Annotated in this window: 19 protein-coding genes; 11 read left to right on the top strand and 8 right to left on the bottom strand. The window is 58.5% G+C overall.

Going from position 1 to position 19,879, the window contains the following annotated elements:
- The 8 genes from traJ (at position 1) to C7123_RS11425 (ending at position 5,827) form a co-directional block, all read left to right on the top strand.
- Positions 1-1,032, top strand: coding sequence for a conjugative transposon protein TraJ (gene traJ / locus C7123_RS11390; protein ID WP_038011010.1), 1,032 nt, complete (start codon positions 1-3; stop codon positions 1,030-1,032).
- A gap of 9 nt (positions 1,033-1,041) precedes the next feature.
- Complete coding sequence (traK, locus tag C7123_RS11395) at positions 1,042-1,665, top strand: conjugative transposon protein TraK (protein WP_069176353.1); 624 nt, start codon at positions 1,042-1,044, stop codon at positions 1,663-1,665.
- A gap of 3 nt (positions 1,666-1,668) precedes the next feature.
- Positions 1,669-1,935, top strand: coding sequence for a hypothetical protein (locus C7123_RS11400; protein WP_069175113.1), 267 nt, complete (start codon positions 1,669-1,671; stop codon positions 1,933-1,935).
- Positions 1,936-1,950: 15 nt separating this feature from the next.
- Complete coding sequence (traM, locus tag C7123_RS11405; RefSeq protein ID WP_069175114.1) at positions 1,951-3,177, top strand: conjugative transposon protein TraM; 1,227 nt, start codon at positions 1,951-1,953, stop codon at positions 3,175-3,177.
- Positions 3,178-3,201: 24 nt separating this feature from the next.
- Positions 3,202-4,149 carry a conjugative transposon protein TraN gene (gene traN / locus C7123_RS11410; protein WP_069175115.1) on the top strand — a complete coding sequence of 316 codons (948 nt, stop codon included), beginning with the start codon at positions 3,202-3,204 and terminating at the stop codon, positions 4,147-4,149.
- Positions 4,140-4,718, top strand: a complete 579-nt coding sequence (locus C7123_RS11415) for a conjugal transfer protein TraO (protein WP_069175116.1) — start codon at positions 4,140-4,142, stop codon at positions 4,716-4,718. Before traN ends, C7123_RS11415 begins: the two co-directional genes overlap by 10 nt.
- 12 nt (positions 4,719-4,730) lie before the next feature.
- Entirely contained in the window at positions 4,731-5,189 is a 459-nt protein-coding gene (locus C7123_RS11420; RefSeq protein WP_069175117.1) for a TraQ conjugal transfer family protein, read from the top strand.
- A gap of 116 nt (positions 5,190-5,305) precedes the next feature.
- Positions 5,306-5,827, top strand: a complete 522-nt coding sequence (locus C7123_RS11425; RefSeq protein WP_069175118.1) for a lysozyme — start codon at positions 5,306-5,308, stop codon at positions 5,825-5,827.
- A gap of 51 nt (positions 5,828-5,878) precedes the next feature.
- Here C7123_RS11425 and C7123_RS13040 read toward each other — a convergent pair whose 3' ends face one another.
- From C7123_RS13040 to C7123_RS11460, 7 genes are all read right to left on the bottom strand, one after another.
- Positions 5,879-6,154, bottom strand: coding sequence for a hypothetical protein (locus tag C7123_RS13040; RefSeq protein ID WP_159049919.1), 276 nt, complete (start codon positions 6,152-6,154; stop codon positions 5,879-5,881).
- Between the two features lie 365 nt (positions 6,155-6,519).
- Positions 6,520-6,972, bottom strand: coding sequence for a DUF1896 family protein (locus tag C7123_RS11435; RefSeq protein ID WP_069175120.1), 453 nt, complete (start codon positions 6,970-6,972; stop codon positions 6,520-6,522).
- Positions 6,969-7,310 carry a helix-turn-helix domain-containing protein gene (locus C7123_RS11440; RefSeq protein ID WP_069175121.1) on the bottom strand — a complete coding sequence of 114 codons (342 nt, stop codon included), beginning with the start codon at positions 7,308-7,310 and terminating at the stop codon, positions 6,969-6,971. Before C7123_RS11440 ends, C7123_RS11435 begins: the two co-directional genes overlap by 4 nt.
- A 338-nt stretch (positions 7,311-7,648) precedes the next feature.
- Positions 7,649-7,954 (bottom strand): helix-turn-helix domain-containing protein, encoded by a 306-nt coding sequence (locus C7123_RS11445; protein WP_069175122.1) that lies wholly within the window; start codon positions 7,952-7,954, stop codon positions 7,649-7,651.
- Positions 7,955-8,012: 58 nt separating this feature from the next.
- Positions 8,013-9,260 (bottom strand): site-specific integrase, encoded by a 1,248-nt coding sequence (locus tag C7123_RS11450; RefSeq protein ID WP_069175123.1) that lies wholly within the window; start codon positions 9,258-9,260, stop codon positions 8,013-8,015.
- 12 nt (positions 9,261-9,272) lie between these two features.
- Positions 9,273-10,502 (bottom strand): site-specific integrase, encoded by a 1,230-nt coding sequence (locus tag C7123_RS11455; RefSeq protein WP_069175124.1) that lies wholly within the window; start codon positions 10,500-10,502, stop codon positions 9,273-9,275.
- Positions 10,503-11,583: 1,081 nt separating this feature from the next.
- Positions 11,584-13,974: an outer membrane beta-barrel family protein gene (locus C7123_RS11460; protein WP_107490663.1), complete on the bottom strand. Its 2,391-nt coding sequence runs from the start codon at positions 13,972-13,974 to the stop codon at positions 11,584-11,586.
- A 161-nt stretch (positions 13,975-14,135) separates the two neighbouring features.
- Between C7123_RS11460 and C7123_RS11465 the strand changes: the two genes are divergently transcribed.
- Positions 14,136-15,776, top strand: coding sequence for a dipeptidase (locus C7123_RS11465; protein ID WP_069175126.1), 1,641 nt, complete (start codon positions 14,136-14,138; stop codon positions 15,774-15,776).
- Between the two features lie 140 nt (positions 15,777-15,916).
- Here the strand turns inward: C7123_RS11465 and ccsA are convergent, their stop codons facing one another.
- A complete protein-coding gene (gene ccsA, locus C7123_RS11470; protein ID WP_069175127.1) occupies positions 15,917-18,157 on the bottom strand; it encodes a cytochrome c biogenesis protein CcsA in 2,241 nt (746 codons plus the stop codon).
- 70 nt (positions 18,158-18,227) lie between these two features.
- On the opposite strand from ccsA, the gene C7123_RS11475 reads away from it, so the two are divergent.
- Both C7123_RS11475 and C7123_RS11480 read left to right on the top strand, forming a co-directional pair.
- Positions 18,228-19,010 (top strand): hypothetical protein, encoded by a 783-nt coding sequence (locus C7123_RS11475; RefSeq protein WP_159049920.1) that lies wholly within the window; start codon positions 18,228-18,230, stop codon positions 19,008-19,010.
- Positions 18,992-19,873 (top strand): helix-turn-helix domain-containing protein, encoded by an 882-nt coding sequence (locus C7123_RS11480; protein ID WP_069175129.1) that lies wholly within the window; start codon positions 18,992-18,994, stop codon positions 19,871-19,873. The genes C7123_RS11475 and C7123_RS11480 overlap by 19 nt, the downstream gene beginning before the upstream one ends.
- Positions 19,874-19,879 lie beyond the last annotated feature (6 nt).

Here is a 19,879-nt window from a genome sequence, read left to right on the forward strand (position 1 = left end):
ATGGACTTTACCGACCTGCACGCGCTGCTGCACGCCACCTACGGGGAGATGATGCCCCTATGCGCCCATATGACAGGGATCGCAAAGGGCATCGCCGGCCTCGGCGCACTCTTCTATATCGCCCTACGCATCTGGTCGTCGCTCGCCCGCGCCGAACCAATCGACGTCTTCCCGCTCCTCCGCCCCTTCGTCCTCGGCTTCTGCATCATGTTCTTCCCGTCGGTCGTCTTGGGTACGGTCAACGCCGTACTCTCGCCCGTCGTGCAAGGCACCGAAAAGCTCGTTCACGTGCAGCAAAACGACCTCCAATCGCTCCGCGACCAGCGCGACAAACTCGAAGAAGAGGCCTACCGGCGCGACAAGTCGCGGGCCTACTTAGTCGACGATGCGGCGTGGGACGAGAAGGTGCAAGAGATGGGCTTCATCGGCCCGGAGGACGCCATCACACTGGCCGGCATGTACGCCGAACGCACGGCCTTCAACACCAAGCGGTGGTTCGTAAAGAAGATCTATCAAGCGCTCGAACTCGTTTACAACGCCGCCTCGCTCGTTATCGACACCCTCCGCACGTTCATTCTCATCGTCCTCTCCATCCTTGGGCCGATCGTCTTCGGCATTGCCGTGTGGGACGGCCTCGGCGGATCGCTCAGCGCGTGGTTTGCGCGGTACATCTCGGTCTACCTCTGGCTGCCCGTCAGCTCGATCCTCACCGCGCTCCTGACAAAAATTCAGGTGCTGATGATCAGCAAAGACATCGCCGAGCTACAGAATCCCGGCTACGTCCCCGACTCCGGCGACTGGTACTACATCGTCTTTTTCCTCATTGGCATTGTGGGCTTCTTCTGCGTGCCGACGGTCGCGGGCTGGATCATCGAGGCGGGAGGCGGTATCGGTAACTACGGTCGCAATGTCAATCAGACGGCGCAACGTGGTGTGCAAGGCGCGTACACCGGCGGCAAGGTGACGATGGCCGGAACGGGTGCCGCACTCGGCAATGCCGGCGGACGGATCAAGGGTTTACTCATTAAATAAGCATGTATGATGGAATTCAGATCACTCACCAACATAGAGACCTCATTCAAGCAGATCCGGCTCTACGCCGCCGCTTTCGTTGTGTTGTGCATAGTCATTACGGGCATCGTCGTCTATTCGTCGTACGCCTTTGCCAACCGTCAGCGGGAGAAGATCTACGTCTTGGACAACGGCAAGTCGCTCATCCTCGCCCTCAGTCAGGATGCGGCCGCCAATCGTCCCGTGGAGGCGCGCGAGCACGTCCGCCGCTTCCACGAACTCTTCTTCACCGTCGCACCCGACAAGGATGCCATCGAGAAGAACATGGAGCGCGCCTTTCTCTTGTGCGACAAAACGGCATACGACTACTACCGCGACCTTGTCGAGAAAGGCTACTTCAATCGCATCATCTCGGGCAACATCAACCAGCGCGTGGAGGTGGACTCGATCCGCTGCGACTTCGATCGCTACCCGTATGAGGTGACGACCTACGCCCGTCAGTTCATCGTCCGTCCGAGCAACGTGACGGAGCGCAACCTGATTACGACGTGCACGCTGCAAAACGCCGTCCGCTCAGACAACAACCCGCAAGGCTTCCTGATGGAGCACTTCCTTGTAAGGGAGAATAGGGACATTCAGACGTATAAGAGATAGACCATGAGTACCAGATTCACCCTCACCCGCCGCTACTTGCGGGCACACGTATGGCTGCACAGACAATGCGACCGACTCAGTCCCAAGTGGCAGAAGCGGATTGTCTTCGGGCTTTGCATCGTCTATTTCGCTTGTGCAGCAGCCATGATTGCGCAGCTCTTCCTTCCACAAAAGGAGGAACGGCTGCCCATTGATACAGGGAAGATTGCAGACAGCCCGATCCAGCGGGACAGCCTGCACAGAAACCTTTTCCAAGAAACACCCACCTGACCCACCTTAAATATCATGGACACCAAACGTAAAGAACAACTACAGCGCACCCTTGTTTTCACCGGACTGGGGTTGCTGTTTACCCTCTCAATCTGGTTCATCTTCAGACCGTCTGCCAATGAACAGTCAGCCGCGGAGCAAGGGCTGAACAAGGACGTTCCACAAGCCTCGCCCGATGAGCTGCCCACAAGCAAGCTCAAGGCCTACGAGTTAGGGCGAGACGAAGAGGCGGAGGGTCGCAAGAGCCAGCTCCTCGGCACGCTCGCTGACTACTTCAACAGGGAAGGCGAGGCGAAAGCCGAACCGGAACCGGGCGAAGAAGTCCCCGCGGCTATCGGTCGGTCGATCGACAAGTACGAAGAAACCACCCGCGAATTGGAATCGTTTTACGACCTGCCCGCCGTGGAAGACGACGACGTCAAACGTGAACTCAATGCCCTCCGCGCCGAACTCGGTGCGCTGAAGGACGAGAAAGTCAAAGCGAACGGCGAAGTCGATCAATTAGAACTGTTAGAGAAGTCATATCAGATGGCCGCGAAGTATCTCCCCTCCGGAAACGCGACACCGAATCCGTCAGCGAACAGTTCGGATAAGTCGACGGTCAAGCCACCTGCATCCGAACTACCCGCGGCGGAGCTATCGCCCGAACGGGAGACGGTCGTCTCCTCACTCGATCAGCCGATCAGTGACTCCGCCTTTATCGCCGAGTACGGTTACAAAGAGCGCAATATGGGCTTCCGCTCCGTAGGGAAGGCCACGCCCTCCATTGCCCGCAATACGCTGTCGGTCGTTGTCGATCGCACGACGACCATCCGGCAAGGCGACTTTCTCCGTCTCCGTCTCGCAGAATCGGCCCGCATTGAGGGCATGACGCTGCCCCCTAACACGGTGCTTATTGCTCAATCTACGATCGACGGCAATCGGATGAAGCTCCATGTCACGAGTGTAGAACACGCCGGCCGTATCCTCGCCGTCAAGCTCTCCGCCTTCGATCTCGACGGGCAAGAAGGCTTAGCTATCCCCGGCTCTGAGGAGGTCTCGGCCCTCAAAGAAGTGGGCGCGGGCGTCGGTGGAACAATCGGAACGAGCTTCACCTTCGCCTCGTCGGCCAAAGACCAACTCATCGCCGAAGCCGCCCGGGGCGTGATGCAGGGCGCCAGTCAGCTTCTACAGAAGAAGCTCCGTACGATCAAGGTGACAGTCAAAAGCGGTCACAGACTCTTCCTCGTCCAAGCCAAGTAATCCTCATTTCATCATCTGATCCCCATGAAAAAACTCCTCCTATCCACTGTCCTTTGCTGCGGATTCATCACCACAACCTTCGCCACAAGTACCGACACGTTGCGCACGCAGATGCGCTCTACCGGCGACCTGTATCAAGGTATAAGCCGTGCCATCCCCAACGGCCGAATGGTCGTTCCATACGGTCTCGAAGTGACGTTTGACAAGACGACGCATCTCATTTTCCCCGCTGCGATCTGCTACGTCGACTTAGGTAGCAACAACCTGATCGCGGGCAAAGCCGAAGGCGCTGAGAACGTGCTCCGCGTCAAGGCAGCCGTACGCGATTTCGAGACAGAGACGAACCTCTCGGTCATTTGCGATGATGGCTCACTCTATTCTTTCAACGTAAAGTATGCCGACGAACCCGAGAAGTTGTCTGTCGAGATGGCAGATTTTCTCTCGCAGTCCGATGGCCGACTTCCCGCCAATCGCGCCGACATCTATTTCAAGGAACTGGGCCGCGAATCGCCCATGCTCGTCAAACTGCTGATGAAAACGATCAAGCAGAGCAACCGTCGCACGATCCGCCATATCGGCGCGCGGCAGTTTGGCCTTGAGTTCCTACTTCGCGGCCTGTACGTCCACAACAATCTCCTCTATTTCCACTTGTCGGTAAAAAACGAAACCTACCTGCCTTACCCGATCGACATGATCTCCTTCAAAGTCATCGACAAGAAAGTGGTCAAACGAACGGCTATCCAGGAACGCGTGCTGCAGCCCCTGCGTGCCTACAACCAGCCGATGCGTGTGCGTGGCAACGGGTCGGAGCGCATGGTCTTCGCTTTTGAGGGTTTCTCGCTGCCCGACGACAAGCAATTGGAGGTCACGATCCACGAACGAAACGGCGGCCGGACGCTCTCTTTCCGCGTGCAAAACGAAGACCTTCTTCGTGCCCGCCGCATCGATCACCTCAAACTCCAATGGCGATGAAACGGACATTTCTCCTGTTGTGCTGTGTCGTAGCGACCGCCATTTCGTCGCATGCACAGCGCCTCTTACCTCGGCAAACGGGTGTCGAAATCACGGTGGGCGTCCCGGTGATTCAGAACGAAAAGTTGATCCAACCCGAGACTTTCACCGCAAATATTTCATTCACTCGCTACCTCAAAGCCGAGAATTATACCTTCCTCTCCGCCCTGTATGAACGGCAAAATCTGCCTTACGGGAAGTCGAACATACCGCTGAGTGACGCGCTCCTGCTGGCCGGATACATGCACCCGCTGCTCTCGGACGGCGGAAAGAACGCCTTTGTCTATGCGGGGTTCTCCGCGTTGGCGGGCTACGAGGAGCTTAACCGCGGCGAGTCCGTGCTGCCTGACGGTGCGGAGCTACTCGACCGTTCGCGCATAGTTGGGGGCGGCGGGCTGCATCTCCGTGTAGAGCTGTTCCTGTCGGATCACCTGCTCTTTGTCTTCGGTGGCCGCGGACTGTTCCTCTTCGGCTCGGACGTACATCTCTTTCGACCTGCCATCTCGGCAGGTTTTCGCATTAACCTCTAACCCCAATGAATCATGAAAACGAATATCCGTAATGCGGCATGGGCGATAGGCGTCCTGCTCCTGGCCGGGTTTTGTTTGGTCAGCTGTGATCGCCGTCTGGACGTGCGAACGGTTTACCCGTTCCGAGTCACGACGATGCCCATCCCGAAAACCCTCGCGCCGGGTGAAGAAGTCGAGATACGCTGTACGCTTGCGCTCGAGCGCATCGTGAATGGCACACGCTACACCCTGCGCTATTTTCAGTACGACGGCAGTGGGGCGCTGCGCATCGGTCGACGCGGTAAACCCCTCACGCCGAACGATCGCTACGTCATCGCGCCGGGGCATTTCACCCTCTATTACCATTCACTCTCTGTCGAGCGACAGTCACTCGAAGTCGTGATCGAGGACAATCACGGCCAGAGTCAAACACTCGCATTTGACTTCAACCATAAGGAGAACAAAGTCTCTTCGGAAGATCGATCTGCCTGAAGACATCTTTTTTCATCGCCTATTTTGTTCATAACCCTGACATGAAGAGCATCTGTCCGCGACGGATCGGTGCTTTTGTCTTTTTATCCACCCCCAAAAAAACATCTGACTACCTTATGAAAACGAAAATCGGACGCGGCCTGCTTGCGCTCCTTGTTTGTGTCCAAGCGCTCGCCGCGCCCAACGCGCAGGCACAGCGCGGAGCCGATCGGCTGTTCAGCCTTCCACGCTTCGAGCGCGCCGTCGCGTGCATCAAACATTACGAAGGGCTACATGGCCCGAAAAACTACCCTTATGTCGGCTACGGTCACCGTCTGCTGCCCGGTGAGCGGCTTTCGTGTACGATGACAAGACGGCAGGCGGATTCTCTGCTTCGCGCAGATCTAAAGAAACGGCTCGTCACGTTTCGTCGCTTCGGTCGCGACTCCTTACTCCTTGCTGTGTTGTCGTATAACGTCGGTGAATACCGCCTCTTAGGCTACGGCAAACAGCCGAAGAGTCGCCTCGTTCAGAAGTTAGAATCGGGCGACAGAGACATCCGAAGCGAGTACATTTTGTTCTGCCGCTACCGCGGCAAAGAGCTGAAGGCGCTGCATTTACGACGTCGTGTGGAGCTTGCGCTGCTCTATGAAAAGTGACTGGGAGAGGGTTCCGATGGAGTCTCTCCCCGTCATTGTTATTGTAACGTCTCAAAACAGCAGTCGATAAACGATCCAAGCCAATGCAGCGGCGATGCAAAGCCATCGAATAAGGTAGAACAGCACCCGAAGAACCATTTGGAGTGTTGCATGCACGAGATAGAAGACGGCAAGGAGCGTCAAGATAGCGGTCAATTCTTCCGAAGTGCCTATGGCTTTCAACGCCACAACACAGACGACGATCCAAACGATTTTTTGCGGTAATGCGAGGAGGCGTCGTTTCGTTTCAAATCTGTTTTGGAGGTGATGGGATCTTTCCGTTTTCATCGTGCTGACATTTTTTTTGCGTTCAAAGTTCGGAGTATGCCGGTTTCGTTTCGAGGGCAACAAAGGGCAGACGATGAGGGGATAAGGCAAGGCTCTACACCGATAAAATACGCTGTGAAGCAGGAAGATTTTATCGGTGGCGAACGCTCTGGGGCGTTTGGCCTTGACGTCACCCTTATCGTCTGCTGACCTTTGCCCGAAGACAAGGGAACCGACATCGGCTCCGAGCCGCAAACAAAAAGTGGAAGCAGGGAAACCCGTAGAGGAAAGATCCTCGGAATAGGATATGCAGATGTTGGGGTATAAAATCGGCCGCAGCGCGATGCCACGGCCGAATGAAAAACGGGATGCAGAAGGGGCGGAGGCTACGGGAGCACCTTCACGCCGTCTGCTTCGAGCAGCTCAACGATGACGCCCGTCAGCTCGGTGTAGAGCTGGTCGTACTCCGGGCTTCCGTCGAAATCGTCGCCCGGCTCGTACTTCTCGATGGTCTCGCGGATGGAGTTGCTCTGCAACAGCCGCAGCGCAAAATCCGCGGCGCGTTCAGGCGGAACCACGTTGGCGAACTCGTTCTCGATGATCTGTTCGAGCATGTAGTACGGCGAAAAATGCAGTCCTACGAAGAGTACCTCCGTGGCGATATGCCCGGCTTCGAGAACAGGATAGCCTTGCCGAAAGGCGTCTTCATAGGCCTGTGCCGCGGCGTCCGATCGGTCACGGATAAACGCCTCGTCGGCCAGCCGTTCGGGGTGATAATCTTTCAAATAGGTCTCTAATCGCAGTCGGTAATAGGAGAATTCCTTTTTTCTCTGTGTCATGGGGTTTGGGGTTTGTGGGTGATACGATGGAGGAGGCGAGGCGGTGTCTGCGTCCGGTAATTCTCTCGGAGCAGGCGCTCCAAATCGGAGAGTTTGTAGAGCATCTTTCCGCCGATTCGGGTATAGGGCAGGAGGCCGCGGTCGCGATAATCCTGCAGCGTGCGGCGACTGATGAAAAGCCTTTCCGTCACCTCGCTACCCGTCAGGTAGACATCACCGCCGAAGAGAGGGCGGTGCGTGGCGGCAATCTCGCTCATCTGCTCCGCGACGGACGCGAGCCCGTCGAAGAGCGCTCCCATTTCAGGCGATTCTTGCCGGATGATTTCTTCTTCTGTCATTGATTTCTGCTTGGTTTATTCCTGTTTGGTCATTAGAAAAACGGATGGGAGGGACGCACGCTTTGTGAGGCTCCATAGCCTTTGCTTTTCGGCTGAAAAAGTTTTTTTTCCCGCGCGATTGTACGATACAATGGGCCGAAAAAGTTTTTTTCATGCGATTGTACGATACAATGAGCCGAAAAAGTTTTTTCCGCGCGATTGTACGATACAATGGGCCGAAAAAGTTTTTTCCGCGCGATTGTACGATACAATGAGCCGAAAAAGTTTTTTCCGCGCGATTGTACGATACAATGGGCCGAAAAAGTTTTTTCCGCGCGATTGTATGATACAATGGCTCCTCACACTCCTTCCGGCAACCGATTGGGGGGAGGCTCGGGGCTTCCGCTTTCGGCGAGCAGTGCCGCCACGTCCTCTCGCCGGTAGTAACACTTGTGCTCGATGCGGACGAAGGGTAGCGCCGCCGTATCCCGATAGTATTGCAACGTGCGACGGCTGACGCCGAGGATCCGGCAAACGGCCTCGCCGGGCAGCAATTCTGTCGGTTCGGCTCTCGATCCGAACAATTCGCTCATGCGTTCGTGCAGCCCTTCAATACGGCTTTTCAGCGCCTCCCATGCGGACGATTCGATGATAACATAGTCCATAATCACTTCATTTTTTGGGGTTATTCTTCTGTCTTATCTGACAATCACAACTGCAAACCTATGCGCCCTGTTCCGGGCTTTTTCCCATCCGGTTACCCGGCGCGGCACCGCCTTCCCCCGCCTTCCTTCTTCGGGCAATGAGCCGATCCACATCCTCCGAAATCTTCTGATCGGTGATGCGGGCGTAGAGTTCCGTGGTGGTGACGGAGGCGTGGCCCATCATGCGGGCGATGCTCTCCATAGAGATCCCTGCTTCGAGGGTGAGCGTGCCGAACGAGTGACGCCCGACGTGAAATGTTAGCGGTTCGTGGAGGCCGCATGCCTTACCAATAGCCTTGAGGCGATGGGTTAATAGGAAGTAACTCGCGTCAGGGAAGATCCTGCGGTCTTCCGTCTTATCATCTTTCAGGTAAAGCGAAAGGAGCTGTTCGGCGATCGGGTGAAGAGGGATGAGGCTCTCCTCGTGGGTCTTCTGCCGCGCCTTTCGGATGTATCGCCGACCCGTGCCGTCCGTCTCGATCTGTGACCTTCGGAGCGTCCGCAAGTCGGCGTAAGCCAGCCCTGTGAAGACCGAAAAGAGGAACATGTGGCGACTCAGCTCCGTGGCTTCGTCTCGGACGGAAAAGGCCAGGAGACGCTCCACTTCATGCTTTTGCAGAAAGCGTGGGCGATACTTCTCCGTCTCGTATCGCACTCCCTCGAAAGGGTTGAAACGGATCACGCCGCGGGCAATCGCGCGGCGCATCAATCGGCCGAGCCAATGGAGGTGCCGGTTTGTCGTGGACACAGCGTAGCCCCTTCGCTTCAGAAATAAACGATACGTATCGAAGAAGTCCGGCGCGAGTGTCGGGATCGGAATGTCCAATTCGCCACGGCTGCGAACAAAGTCCCGCAGTCCACTGTCAGAACGGCGGTTATTTTGATAAGTGCCGGGACTCCTTGAGCGGCCCACGCAGGCTTCCACGGTCCGCAGTTCCTCTGTGCTCGTTTCCAAAAGCATCGTCGGAGTCTCGTTCACCCCCTGCAATCGGAGTTTCAGTCGTTCGACACTAACTACACCCTCCCGCCGAAGGAGCGTCGTGTAGCTCGCTTCGATTCGTTCGCGAAGGGCCTGCAAGCGAAGATTGATCTTCCGGTCGCCCGTCTCACCTGACTTCGTCTGCCACGCCTCGGGCGCGCATTCCTCGCCCGTAGCGATAACCGCCGAACGGCCGTCCACGGTGATTCGACAGAGCACGGCCGCCTTTCCGTTCTTTTTCGTCTTGTTTCGATTGATGTAAAACAGGATTCTAAATGTGCTGCGCATGAGATTCCGGGGTTAAAGAGTCAGACGAAGATCTTGGGTGAAGGCGAGGAAACGATCGAACTCCTCGAAGAGTTTGCGCGACGTGACTCGGGCGTATCGCTCGGTCATTTTGAGGCTACCGTGGCCCAACATGCGGCTCACGGTTTCAATGGGTGCACCGTTTTCAAGCGTAATCAGCGTGGCGAACGTGTGTCGCCCGATGTGTGCCGTCAGCGGGAATGCGAGGCCTGCTTTCAGTCCGACGGCCTTCAGTCGGATGAGGTAAGTGTAGTAAGGGATCGGCGAGAAAAGCGTCTCTCGCTCGTCGGAGCGGTAACGCTCGATGAGCGCCACGGCCTCGGGCAGGAGCTTCACCCGACAGAGCGCCCCCGTCTTTTGCCGCTTGAACTTCAGCCACAGGTCGTCGCGATCGTCTCGGAAGAGGTGTGAGCGCGTAAGCCGCACCATGTCGCAATAGGCCGCCCCGGTGTAGCAGGTAAACGCGAACAGATCGCGGGCAATCGCCAAGTCCTTTTGATGGGGTGGAAAGGTGAGTGCCAGCAGTCGGTCGAAGGCCGTCCGGTCGAGCGACCGCGGTGCACTTCGTTTCTCACGCGTGATGCGAATTCCTTCGAAGAGCGGTCGGTCGGAGAGACCCTCCCGGTAAGCCAGCCGGCACACCTTCTTCAGCATGCAAGACAGCCGAAGAAAGGAGTTGTCAGAGAGCCCCAACTCCCCTTTGATATAGCGCTCGAACTGCGGGAAGAAGTCCTCCGTCATCTCACTGAAAGTCATGTCTTCCCGGCCGAAACGGCTCCGTATAAAGCGGGTGAAGTGCTTTCTCGCTTGATGGTATTTCAGCGCCGAATGCCTCGTCAGATCGACGCCGACGCGTGCATCTACTTCCTCCAACAGCCAGTCGTAGCGTTCGAGGAAGGTCGTCCGACTGTGGGCATTGCCTTGCAATCGTTCCTTGATGTCGGCGGCCGTGAAGGCCACACCCCGATCGGCCAGTGTCCGGTAAGCCTGACTAATGGCCAGCATCAGATCGTCTAACTTCTCATTGGTGACGACGGCCTCCCGGCTCTTGCCTCTAAGGCGGCTCTCGCGGGGATTCCAGAGGTCGGGCGGGCAAGAAAATTTGCTACCGAATTGAGCCATTGTCCCGGCATACGTGATGCGCCCCATGATTGGTGCCCGTCCCGATTTGTCAATACTGCTCTTTTTTAGGTAGAGCAAAACCTTCATCGTTTCTCTCTTCATTACTTCGGGTTTTTAGGGTGTGCAAAGTTACCTGTCAGCGAAGTGTTCAGAGTTATACAAAACGCTACAAATAAGCGCAATACGCACGTTTCACCAAAAGATGTTTACCGCCGTATTTTGCGTTTTCGTTACCTCTCGAATCATAGGTAACGATTTGGTTACGCTCCGTCTTCATCGATCCCAACGCTTTGCCTTTTCTTTGCCGATGCAAATCCGTTAGAACCGATGCACTTATCACCCAAAACCCGATCGTTTTTCCCACTGCCTTCCTTAGGCTTCCTCCATACTAATAGACTTGCAGGAATGCTGCAAGAGCCGCGAAAAACTTTTTGGTGTTTGCAGGAACGCTGCAAGTGTCCCGAAAAACTTTTTGGCGTTTGCGGGAGCCCCGCAAACGTCTCGGCGAATGCCGGGAGCCTCGCGCAGCCTGCGCAAACGTCTCGGCAAATGCCGGGAACCTCGCGCAGCCTGCGCAAACGTCTCGGCAAATGCCGGGAGCCTCGCGCGGCCTGCGCAAACGTCTCGGTAAATGCCGTGGAACTTGCGCAGCCTGCGCAAACGTCTCGGTAAATGCCGGGAGCCTCGCGCAACCTGCGCAAACGTCTCGGCAAATGCCGGGATACTTGCGCGGCCTGCGCAAACGTCTCGGCGAATGCCGGGAACCCCGCAAGTGCCTCGAAAAACTTTTTGGTGTTTGCGGGAGTCCCGCAAGTCTCTCGAGAAACTTTTTGGTGTTTGCGGGAGTTCCGCAAGTCTCTCGAGAAACTTTTTGGTGTTTGCGGGAGTCCCGCAAGTCTCTCGAGAAACTTTTTGGCGTTTGCGGGAGTTCCGCAAGTCTCTCGAGAAACTTTTTGGTGTTTGCGGGAGTCTCGCAAGTCTCTCGAGAAACTTTTTGGCGTTTGCGGAAGTTCCGCAAGCGACAAAAAATGCTTTTCGGCATTTGCGGAAGTTCCGCAGGGCATTTCCAAAAACGTTTTGACCCTCGCGTAGCTTCCGTAGAAACACTCTGCCGGCTTTATGCTTTCGTCGAACACACGTTTTCTATATGTGTTTTCGATGTCGTCCCGCCACCGAAGGTCGATTACAACCGATACCGATCCATGTTGTTATCCTGAATGCGCTCTTGGCTCACCTTCTTGCGTCCGGCAGAGAAGCGCCACGTTAGGTTGGCGAGGATGGAGAGCGGTGCCGTTTCGCTCCAGTTGCGGTTGTGGAGCATGGCGTTGTGGATGATGCTCTCTGTCCGGCGGCGGGCCAAGAGGTTGCGGCCCGTCAGCGAGAGGGTGATACCGCTCTTCGGGAAGGTGTAACGCGCGCTTAAATCCACTTTGAAGCGATCCGCCACCCACTTGTCGTTCATGATCCACGGCGAACCATAATTCGCGTTCAGGTCTACGCTTACCGTGCGGGCGATCGTCCACGTGTGGCGCATGGAGGCGTACAGCTGTGTGATGCGCTGCTTGTATTGGCTTTCGGGCAGGTGGATGTGTTGCAACTCCACTTCGGCCGCGATGTGCCACCACGGGCGGAGGTGGCTGTTGAAGCTGTACGAGGCGGCGTATTCATACTTGCGCGCGGCATTGAGGTTGGTGCCATAGAGCGTGTCGCCGCTGCTGTAAAACATGTTCGTGATCGGGTTCGGCGAGTAGCCCCAACGCAGGTAGAGTGTATGTGGTCCGGAGGTCAGTCGGAGGCGGATGTTGTCGTTCACTTCGGCCTTTAGCAGCGGGTTGCCGACGTAGTACTCACGTTCGGACAGCTTGAAGACATGGTGGTTGAGCAGCTGGAACGGCGGGCGGAAGAGCGTGCGCGAATAGCTGAGGTTGACCGACAGTCCGCTGGGGAAGTTGTACGACGCTCGGACAGAGGGGTAGAGGCCAGTGTAGGTCTGGCGGACGTCGCCGCTGTGCGAGCGGAGATCAGTCTGCTCCATGCGCAGACCAGCGGAGAGGTAGAGCGGGCCGTGCGAGTAGCTGCCCTCGGCGAAGGCGGCGGGGATCTGCTCCACGTAGCGGAAGCGGTTCTCTCTGGCCAGGCGATCGCCCTCGGCGTATCCGTTATCGTTTTGCATGGCGGTGCGCGCATACTTGCCGCCGGCCATCAGTTCGATCTCTTTGCTGAGGCGATGGATGTAGGCGAGCTGCGTGTAAAACATCTCCGAGCGACTGCGGTCAGTGTTGACCTCGCGGCGCTGCAGCGTGTCGGGCAGGGTGTACAGCACATCCCAACGCACCTCTTCGTCTTTGTGATCGTGGATGTAGTTCGCTAACCAATTCACCTTGTGGCGACCGTCTTTCGAAGCGTAACGATAGTTGGCTAAGAGATTACCGGCAAAGGTGGTGCGGTCCGTTTCCGTCGTTCGAGTGTACTGCTCGCGCCGACTGCCTCGCTGGATCTGCTGCGCGCCCTCGGCATAATTCGTGGGTGGAAACATGTACGCGAGGGAAGCTTCGAGGCCGAAGGTGTGTAGCTCGCTCGGGTGGACGTTCAGACCCACGTTCATGTTCAGGCCGCGGCGACGGTCGCCGTAAGTCGTGTTCGTACCTGTGCGCTCCTCGCCGCTGGAGAGGAAGGTCGTCTCGCGCCGACTTTTGACACCCGTGCTGCGTCCGGCACCGAAGCTGACGTCGGCGTAGGCGCTCCACCGCTCTTTGCCGTACGTGATGCCTGCGCCACCCGACCCGGTGAACAGGGCGCGACGGCGGGCGTCGTAGCTCATGCCGTAGTAGGAGAGGCCGCCGTGAAGGAAGCCGGAGACGCCGTAAAGCGAACGGAGGATGATATCCACGTAGCCGCCGCTATTCGAGGCGTCGAGGTCGGCGCTACGACCGGCGTGCACCTCGATGCGCTCCACACGATCGATGGGGATGGCGCTGAGGTAGGCGTAGAGTCCGCCGGCGCGTTGCTGACGGATGCCATTGATGCGGATCTCGGCGCCGAGTCCGGCGATGGTGACACCGTCGGACGAGAAGTTGACGAGCGGCGTGCGCACGAGGGCATCGACAGCCGTATAGTCGGCTTTGAGGGGTAACGAGGAGACGTCAAAGATGAGCCGTCCCTCGCGGTTGCTCACGGCGCGCCGCTCGGCCGTCACCATCACCTCGTCCAGCTGCTGTGTGGCCGTGCGGAGGGTGATGTCGCCCAGATCGACGGCGCCCGCGATGTCCACTTCTTGCTCGTGAAGGACTTTGCCAAACGACAAGACCGACAGTCCGTAGTGCCCCGTCGCCGCGACGCGCAGGACGGTCACGCCCGTGCTGTCGGTGAAGGCAAACGCGGCGGCATCGGCGGCTCCGGGCGCTTTAAGCGCGCACATCAGGTTGGCCGCCGGCGTACCGTCTGGCTCCAGCACCCGCAGCCGGACGTCGTGGAGTTGCGCGGCGGCGAGCAGCGGAAGGAGTGAAACAAAAAGGATGAGCGCGGGGATGATCCCACGCCGCATGGGGTGTGCATGATGAATTCGTGTTTCCATTGTGCCTGTTGTTTAATAGAGTGAATAATCGGATGACAAAAATAGGGGGCGCAGTGGGCAATTGACGGTAAGACGCAGTCGGTTGAGCCTCCCCTTGACAATTCATCTACCTTTGGCCACAAGATTTATTTACACAATAGAGAAACATCAAACAGTATCGTATGAAGAAGTATGCTATCGCATTAGCGGCCGCATTGTTCCTGGCTATGGGCGGGACGAAGGCCGAGGCTTGCACCGACTTGATAGTGGGCAAGAAAGCATCCGTTGACGGATCAGTGATTATCAGTTATGCGGCCGACTCGCACACGCTGTACGGCGTGATGTATCGTTGGCCGGCAGCGACTCACCCAAAGGGCGCCATGCTCGACGTGGTGGAGTGGGACACGGGCAAACCGCTCGGGCGCATCCCGCAGGTGGAACGGACGTACTCCGTCGTGGGCAACATGAATGAGCACCAGGTGGCCATCACCGAGAGCACCTTCGGCGGGCGCCACGAGCTGGTGGACTCGACCGGCATCATGGATTACGGCAGCCTGATCTACATCGCCCTCCAGCGCTCGCGCTCAGCCCGCGAAGCGATCAAGGTGATGACCGACCTTGTGGCTGCGCACGGCTATTACAGCAGCGGCGAATCGTTCACCATCGCCGACAAGAACGAGGCATGGATCATGGAAATGATCGGCAAGGGACCCGGCCGTAAGGGCGCCGTATGGGTAGCTATCCGCATCCCGGACGACTGCATCGCGGCCCACGCCAATCAGGCGCGTATCCACCACATCCCGTTCGGCGACAAGGAGAACTGCATGTACTCGCCGGACATCGTCTCCTTTGCTCGCGAGAAGGGCTATTTCAAGGGCGCCGACAAGGATTTCAGCTTCGTCAATGCCTATTGCCCCTACGAATTTGATGGCCTGCGTGCCTGCGAGGCTCGCGTGTGGGCCTTCTTCCGCAAGTTCACGGACATGAGCAAGTACGAACAGTTCGTCCGTGGTGACGCCTCGAAGGAGCCGATGCCGCTCTACGTGCGCCCCACGCGTAAGATCTCTGTACAAGATGTGCAGAACGCTATGCGTGACCACTACGAGGGCACAAGCATGGACATGGTCGAGGAGCCCGGATCGGGTGCGTACAAGGTGCCTTATCGCTGGCGCCCGATGAACTTCACCGTCGACGGGCAGAAGTACCTCCACGAACGCGCCATCGCTACGCAGCAGACGGGCTTCGTGATCGTGCCGCAGATGCGCAACTGGTTGCCGGACGAGATCGGCGGCATCCTCTGGTTCGGTGTCGACGATGCCAACACGGCCGTCTTCACGCCCGTTTACTCCTCCACGCTGGCTGTGCCGGAGTGCTATCGCGAGGGCAACGGCGACCTGCTGACCTTCTCGTGGACATCGGCCTTCTGGATCTACAACTGGGTGGCCAACATGGCCTACCACAAGTACAGCTTCATGATTAAGGACATCCGCAAGGTGCAGTCGGAGCTGGAGGATGGCTATCGCGATCGTATCCCGGCCATCGACAAGGCGGCTCAGACGCTCTACGAAAAGAGCCCCGAGGAGGCGCGTCGCTTTCTGACTTGGTTTAGCACCACCACGGCGGAGTCCGCTACTGCACGCTGGAAGGAGCTGGGCGAGTACCTCCTGGTGAAGTATATCGACGGCAATGTGAAGAAGGAGGAGAATGGCCACTTCAAGCGTAACCCGTACGGCCTGCCTGCTGCTCCGGAGTGGCCCGGCTATGACGAGGAATACTATCGCAGCATTGTCAAGGAGGGCGGAGAGAACCTCAAGGCCAAGTAATTCTGAATCGGCCGTTAGGGGGCGGACACATCGGTCAGCCCCCCCCAGCACGCCGGGTACATGATTGGGATCGGATCCCATCGTGTACCCGGCTTTTTTTGCGCGCACCCGACCCAATTCGCTGGGCGGTCGCAGCCCGTTTATGCGTAGGAATGCATGCCGCCGAGCAGGTAGTTGACGCCGAAGTAGGTCATCAGCAGCGTGAGGAAGGAGAGGAGGAGGTAGACGTGATAGGCCATCGGGCGACGGAAGGCGGGCCAAGTGTGGGTGTGGATGACGACGGCGTAGACCATGAACGTGATCAAGGCCCACGTCTCCTTCGGGTCCCAGCTCCAATACGTGCCCCACGAGACGTTGGCCCAGATGGCGCCGACGAAGATGCCGACGCCGAGCGTGACGAGCGCGGGGTAGAGGAAGAGGAGCGAGAGGAGGCGCAGCGCGTCCATGCGCTCGGCCGTGCGCTCCGGATCGCGGCGGCCGATGGCGGCCAGAAGGAGGGCCGTGAGGGCGCAGACGAACGTGAGGCTGAGCAGTGCATAAGCCATCATAATGACGGAGACGTGCAGGCTGAGCAGCGGCGAACCGAGGACGGGCATGAGGGGCGTGATGCGCGGATCCATCAGGGCCAGGTGGCTGACCAGAAGGAAGAAGCCGGAGATGAGCGCGCCGAAGGGGAGGGCGATGGGGAAGCGGCGTCCGGCTACGAAGGCGAAGAGGAGGGTGAACCAGGCGATGAGCAGCATCGTCTCGTAACCGTTGGCCACGGGCGCACGGCCGGCCACGATCCAGCGGAGCACCTCGCAGAGGGTCAGCGCGGCGAAGGAAAGGAGGAGCAGGCCGAGCGTGGCGCGTCGGACGAGGCGATCGGTGCGCGGCGCGTCGTGCCGCCGGACGAGTCGGCGGATGGTGTAAAGCAGCGCCAAGAGGCCGACGGTGAGGTTGACGATGAAGAGCACCGTGGCGAAGGGGAAGGCGTTCGTGAGGCGTTCGGCGCGCTCGGCCATGGGCGAGGGGAGGGTGCCGCCGGCGTGCAGGCGTTGGTATTTGTCGAGCTTCTCGATCAGCGTGTTGGCGGTGGCATAGTCGGCTTTGACGATCTGCTCGCGGAGCAGGCTGAGGTAGCTGCGCAGGAAGAGCGCATCCATGCGGGGCAACTCGCCGGGGGAGAGGGGCGTGGCCGGGTGACGCCAGCGGACGGCGCCGTAGACGTCGGCATGGGGGAAGAGCGCCAGCGCCGATCCGTCGCGTAGGGACATGATGAGGCGGATCTTGGCGTCCATGTCTACGCAGGCCGTGTGGAAGGCGTCGCGCTGCCCCTGCTCGTATTCCATCAGGTAAGTCCCGAGGATATAGCCCCGGTCGGGCGAGAAGAAATGGTTGACGGACGCGTAGCGCGGCAGGCGCAGCTGACGGCGCAGGGCGGCGTCTTTGACGCGGATCATCGGCTCCTTGTCCCATCCGCGCGGGTCGAAGAGGCGCCCCATCAGCACCTGCTCGGCCGTCAGTCCGCGATACGAGGCGCGGCCGTAGAGCTTCTTCGTGAAGTCGATGGCGAAGGTCTGCACCGGGGCGATGCGGTCGCTATAAAGGAGGTGCAGGCGCCCGAAGCGGTCGGCCGTCTCGCGGGGCACGATCAGGGGGTCGGCCGACGCCTCACGCCCGATGGACAGGAGGACGAGCACGAGGAAGGCCCCGCGGCGCAGGCGGGCGTCGGAGAGCAGTCGGCGGAAGGTGCCGCGCGGATCGATGAGCAGTCCGACGAGGGCGGCGAAGAGCAGCCCGTAGCCGGTGTAAGTGATGGGAATGCCGTAGGGATCGGTGTTGACGGCCAGGTAACTGCCGGCCATGTCGGGGTCGTAAGCGTTCTGATAGAGCCGGACAGAGCGGAAGGTGAAGATGCGGTTCATCGCCGTTTCGCCGCGGAGGACGGTCTGGCCGTCGCTGACGGTGAAGTGGGACGTATAGTCGCGCTCGGCCGTCGTGCCGGCGTGGTAGTGGACGCGGAAGCTGTCGAGGGTGATGCGGAAGGGCAACTGCCGCTCCTCGGTGGAGCCGTCGGGCTGTTCGGCCAGGTAGGTGTCGACAGTTGTGCCCTGTCGGAGGTGGACGATGCCGCGCGAGGCCGTCAGGTGCGTCAGCAGGGCGCCGAGGAGGATGACGACGAAGGCGGCGTGCACCAGCAGCGTGCTCCACCGCCTGACACGTCGCTTCACGATCCACGCCACGCCCAGGGCCGCCAGTAGGGCCCAGAGCAGCGTGAACCACCAGGCGCCATAGAGGTGACGGGCGACAAATTCGGTTCCGCGGAAGTGTTCGATCCACGTGGCCGTGGCCATCGTAGCCACGACGAGGGAGTAGGTGAGGGCAATAGCTCGCTTCATGAATGAATGGTTTGACGTGAGTAAGGGGGTGAAAAAAGCGGCGCGAAAGTAGGAGAATGCGCAAAGACGGGTGGGGGAGGCGGCAGACATTCTGCCGGGGCTATCATGGGGTGTGGTGGTGTCGGCAGACATTCTGCCGGGACTATCATGGGGTGTGGTGGTGTCGGCAGACATTCTGCCGGGGCCATCATGGGGTGTGGTGATGTCGGCAGACATTCTGCCGGGACTATCATGGGGTGTGGTGGTGTCGGCAGACATTCTGCCGGGGCCATCATGGGGTGTGGTGACGTCGGCAGACATTCTGCCGGGGCTATCATGGGATGTGGTGACGTCGGCAGACATTCTGCCGGAGCTATCATGGGGTGTGGTGGTGCTGGCGACAGTGTCGCCGAGGCTATCATGGGGTGTGGTAATGCTGGCGACAGTGTCGCCGGGACTATCATGGGGTGTGGTAACGCTGGCGACAGTGTCGCCGGGGCTATCATGGGGTGTGGTCGTGCTGGCGACAGTGTCGCCGGGGCTATCATGGGGTGTGGTCGTGCTGGCGACAGTGTCGCCGGGGCTATCATGGGGTGTGGTAATGCTGGCGACAGTGTCGCCGGGACTATCATGGGGTGTGGTGGTGCTGGCGACAGTGTCGCCGGGACTTCCGGGGCTGATGACGGGCTGCCGCGTCGCACAAATCGTTCTAAAACGAACACCCCAAGCCCCTCCGCAGCCATCGTTTGTTCCCCGGATACGGGCGGAGGCATGCATTCTATTCCCTTTTTCCTCTTTGAGATACGGCGGATCGTCCTACTTTTGCGCACGCATTAGGCAAAACGTTCTATTTATATGGAAACAAACAATTTGAACATTCGATACTTCGTCGACGATCCCGAGGCCTCGGAGCAGGAAATGCTGCTGAAACTCTTCCACTTTGAAGGAAACGAAAGCAATACGCTAAACATCGAGCAGGTGCCTGCCCTAATGAAATCGGGCTGCATCGCCCTATGCCGTAGGGGTAGCTTCCGGCTGAAATTGGACGGCAGAGACATCCCCGTGAAGGCCGACGACCTGTGCATCGTCTTCCCGGGCATGTTGGTGCAGACCTTCGATCGCAGCGCCGATATGGATTGCCTCGTGCTGGCTGGCGACATCGGTTCGGTGCGCAATCTGCCCGTCAAATCCATGTCGGAACTTTACCTCCTGATCCGCGAGACGCCCTGCGTGCCGATCCGCCCGCGCGAGCGTGACATCCTCATGACCTGCTTTGAATACATCCGCCTGAGCTACTCCCGCAGGCTCTTCCCGTATCGCCTCGAGGTGACCCGCCAACTGATGATGGTGCTCGGCTGCGAAGTGGCCGCCATCTATCAAAAGAGTCAGCGCGTCAAGAGGCGTGAAGACACGTATAAGGAGCGCATCTTCCACCAGTTCATCCGCCTCGTCTCCGACAATTACATGTCCGAGCGGCGTGTGGATTTCTACTCCAAAAAGCTCCATATCTCGTCCAAACATTTGGCTCATCTGGTCAAGAGTGTATCGCAAAAGACGGCCGCCGAGTGGATCGACGATTTCATTATCCGACACATCAAACGCATGCTCCTGACCTCGCCGCAGACCGTGCAACAGATCTCCACCGAACTGAATTTCCCCAATCCCTCCTTCTTCACCCAATACTTCAAACGGGCCACGGGCAAGACGCCGAAGCAATTCCGCATGACGGCCAAATAGTGCCCC

This window comes from Tannerella serpentiformis (assembly GCF_003033925.1).
Taxonomy (GTDB): Bacteria; Bacteroidota; Bacteroidia; order Bacteroidales; family Tannerellaceae; genus Tannerella; species Tannerella serpentiformis.

Coding starts and splice junctions, on each gene's coding strand:
- C7123_RS11440 (WP_069175121.1), bottom strand. CDS start 7,310: ATGACAGAAGAAGAAATCATCCGGCAAGAATCGCCTGAAATGGGAGCG.
- traN (WP_069175115.1), top strand. CDS start 3,202: ATGAAAAAACTCCTCCTATCCACTGTCCTTTGCTGCGGATTCATCACC.
- C7123_RS11415 (WP_069175116.1), top strand. CDS start 4,140: ATGGCGATGAAACGGACATTTCTCCTGTTGTGCTGTGTCGTAGCGACC.
- C7123_RS11435 (WP_069175120.1), bottom strand. CDS start 6,972: ATGACACAGAGAAAAAAGGAATTCTCCTATTACCGACTGCGATTAGAG.
- C7123_RS11400 (WP_069175113.1), top strand. CDS start 1,669: ATGAGTACCAGATTCACCCTCACCCGCCGCTACTTGCGGGCACACGTA.
- C7123_RS11465 (WP_069175126.1), top strand. CDS start 14,136: ATGAAGAAGTATGCTATCGCATTAGCGGCCGCATTGTTCCTGGCTATG.
- ccsA (WP_069175127.1), bottom strand. CDS start 18,157: ATGAAGCGAGCTATTGCCCTCACCTACTCCCTCGTCGTGGCTACGATG.
- C7123_RS11460 (WP_107490663.1), bottom strand. CDS start 13,974: ATGGAAACACGAATTCATCATGCACACCCCATGCGGCGTGGGATCATC.
- C7123_RS11480 (WP_069175129.1), top strand. CDS start 18,992: ATGGAAACAAACAATTTGAACATTCGATACTTCGTCGACGATCCCGAG.
- C7123_RS11425 (WP_069175118.1), top strand. CDS start 5,306: ATGAAAACGAAAATCGGACGCGGCCTGCTTGCGCTCCTTGTTTGTGTC.
- C7123_RS13040 (WP_159049919.1), bottom strand. CDS start 6,154: ATGAAAACGGAAAGATCCCATCACCTCCAAAACAGATTTGAAACGAAA.
- C7123_RS11450 (WP_069175123.1), bottom strand. CDS start 9,260: ATGCGCAGCACATTTAGAATCCTGTTTTACATCAATCGAAACAAGACG.
- traK (WP_069176353.1), top strand. CDS start 1,042: ATGGAATTCAGATCACTCACCAACATAGAGACCTCATTCAAGCAGATC.
- C7123_RS11455 (WP_069175124.1), bottom strand. CDS start 10,502: ATGAAGAGAGAAACGATGAAGGTTTTGCTCTACCTAAAAAAGAGCAGT.
- C7123_RS11420 (WP_069175117.1), top strand. CDS start 4,731: ATGAAAACGAATATCCGTAATGCGGCATGGGCGATAGGCGTCCTGCTC.
- traM (WP_069175114.1), top strand. CDS start 1,951: ATGGACACCAAACGTAAAGAACAACTACAGCGCACCCTTGTTTTCACC.
- traJ (WP_038011010.1), top strand. CDS start 1: ATGGACTTTACCGACCTGCACGCGCTGCTGCACGCCACCTACGGGGAG.
- C7123_RS11445 (WP_069175122.1), bottom strand. CDS start 7,954: ATGGACTATGTTATCATCGAATCGTCCGCATGGGAGGCGCTGAAAAGC.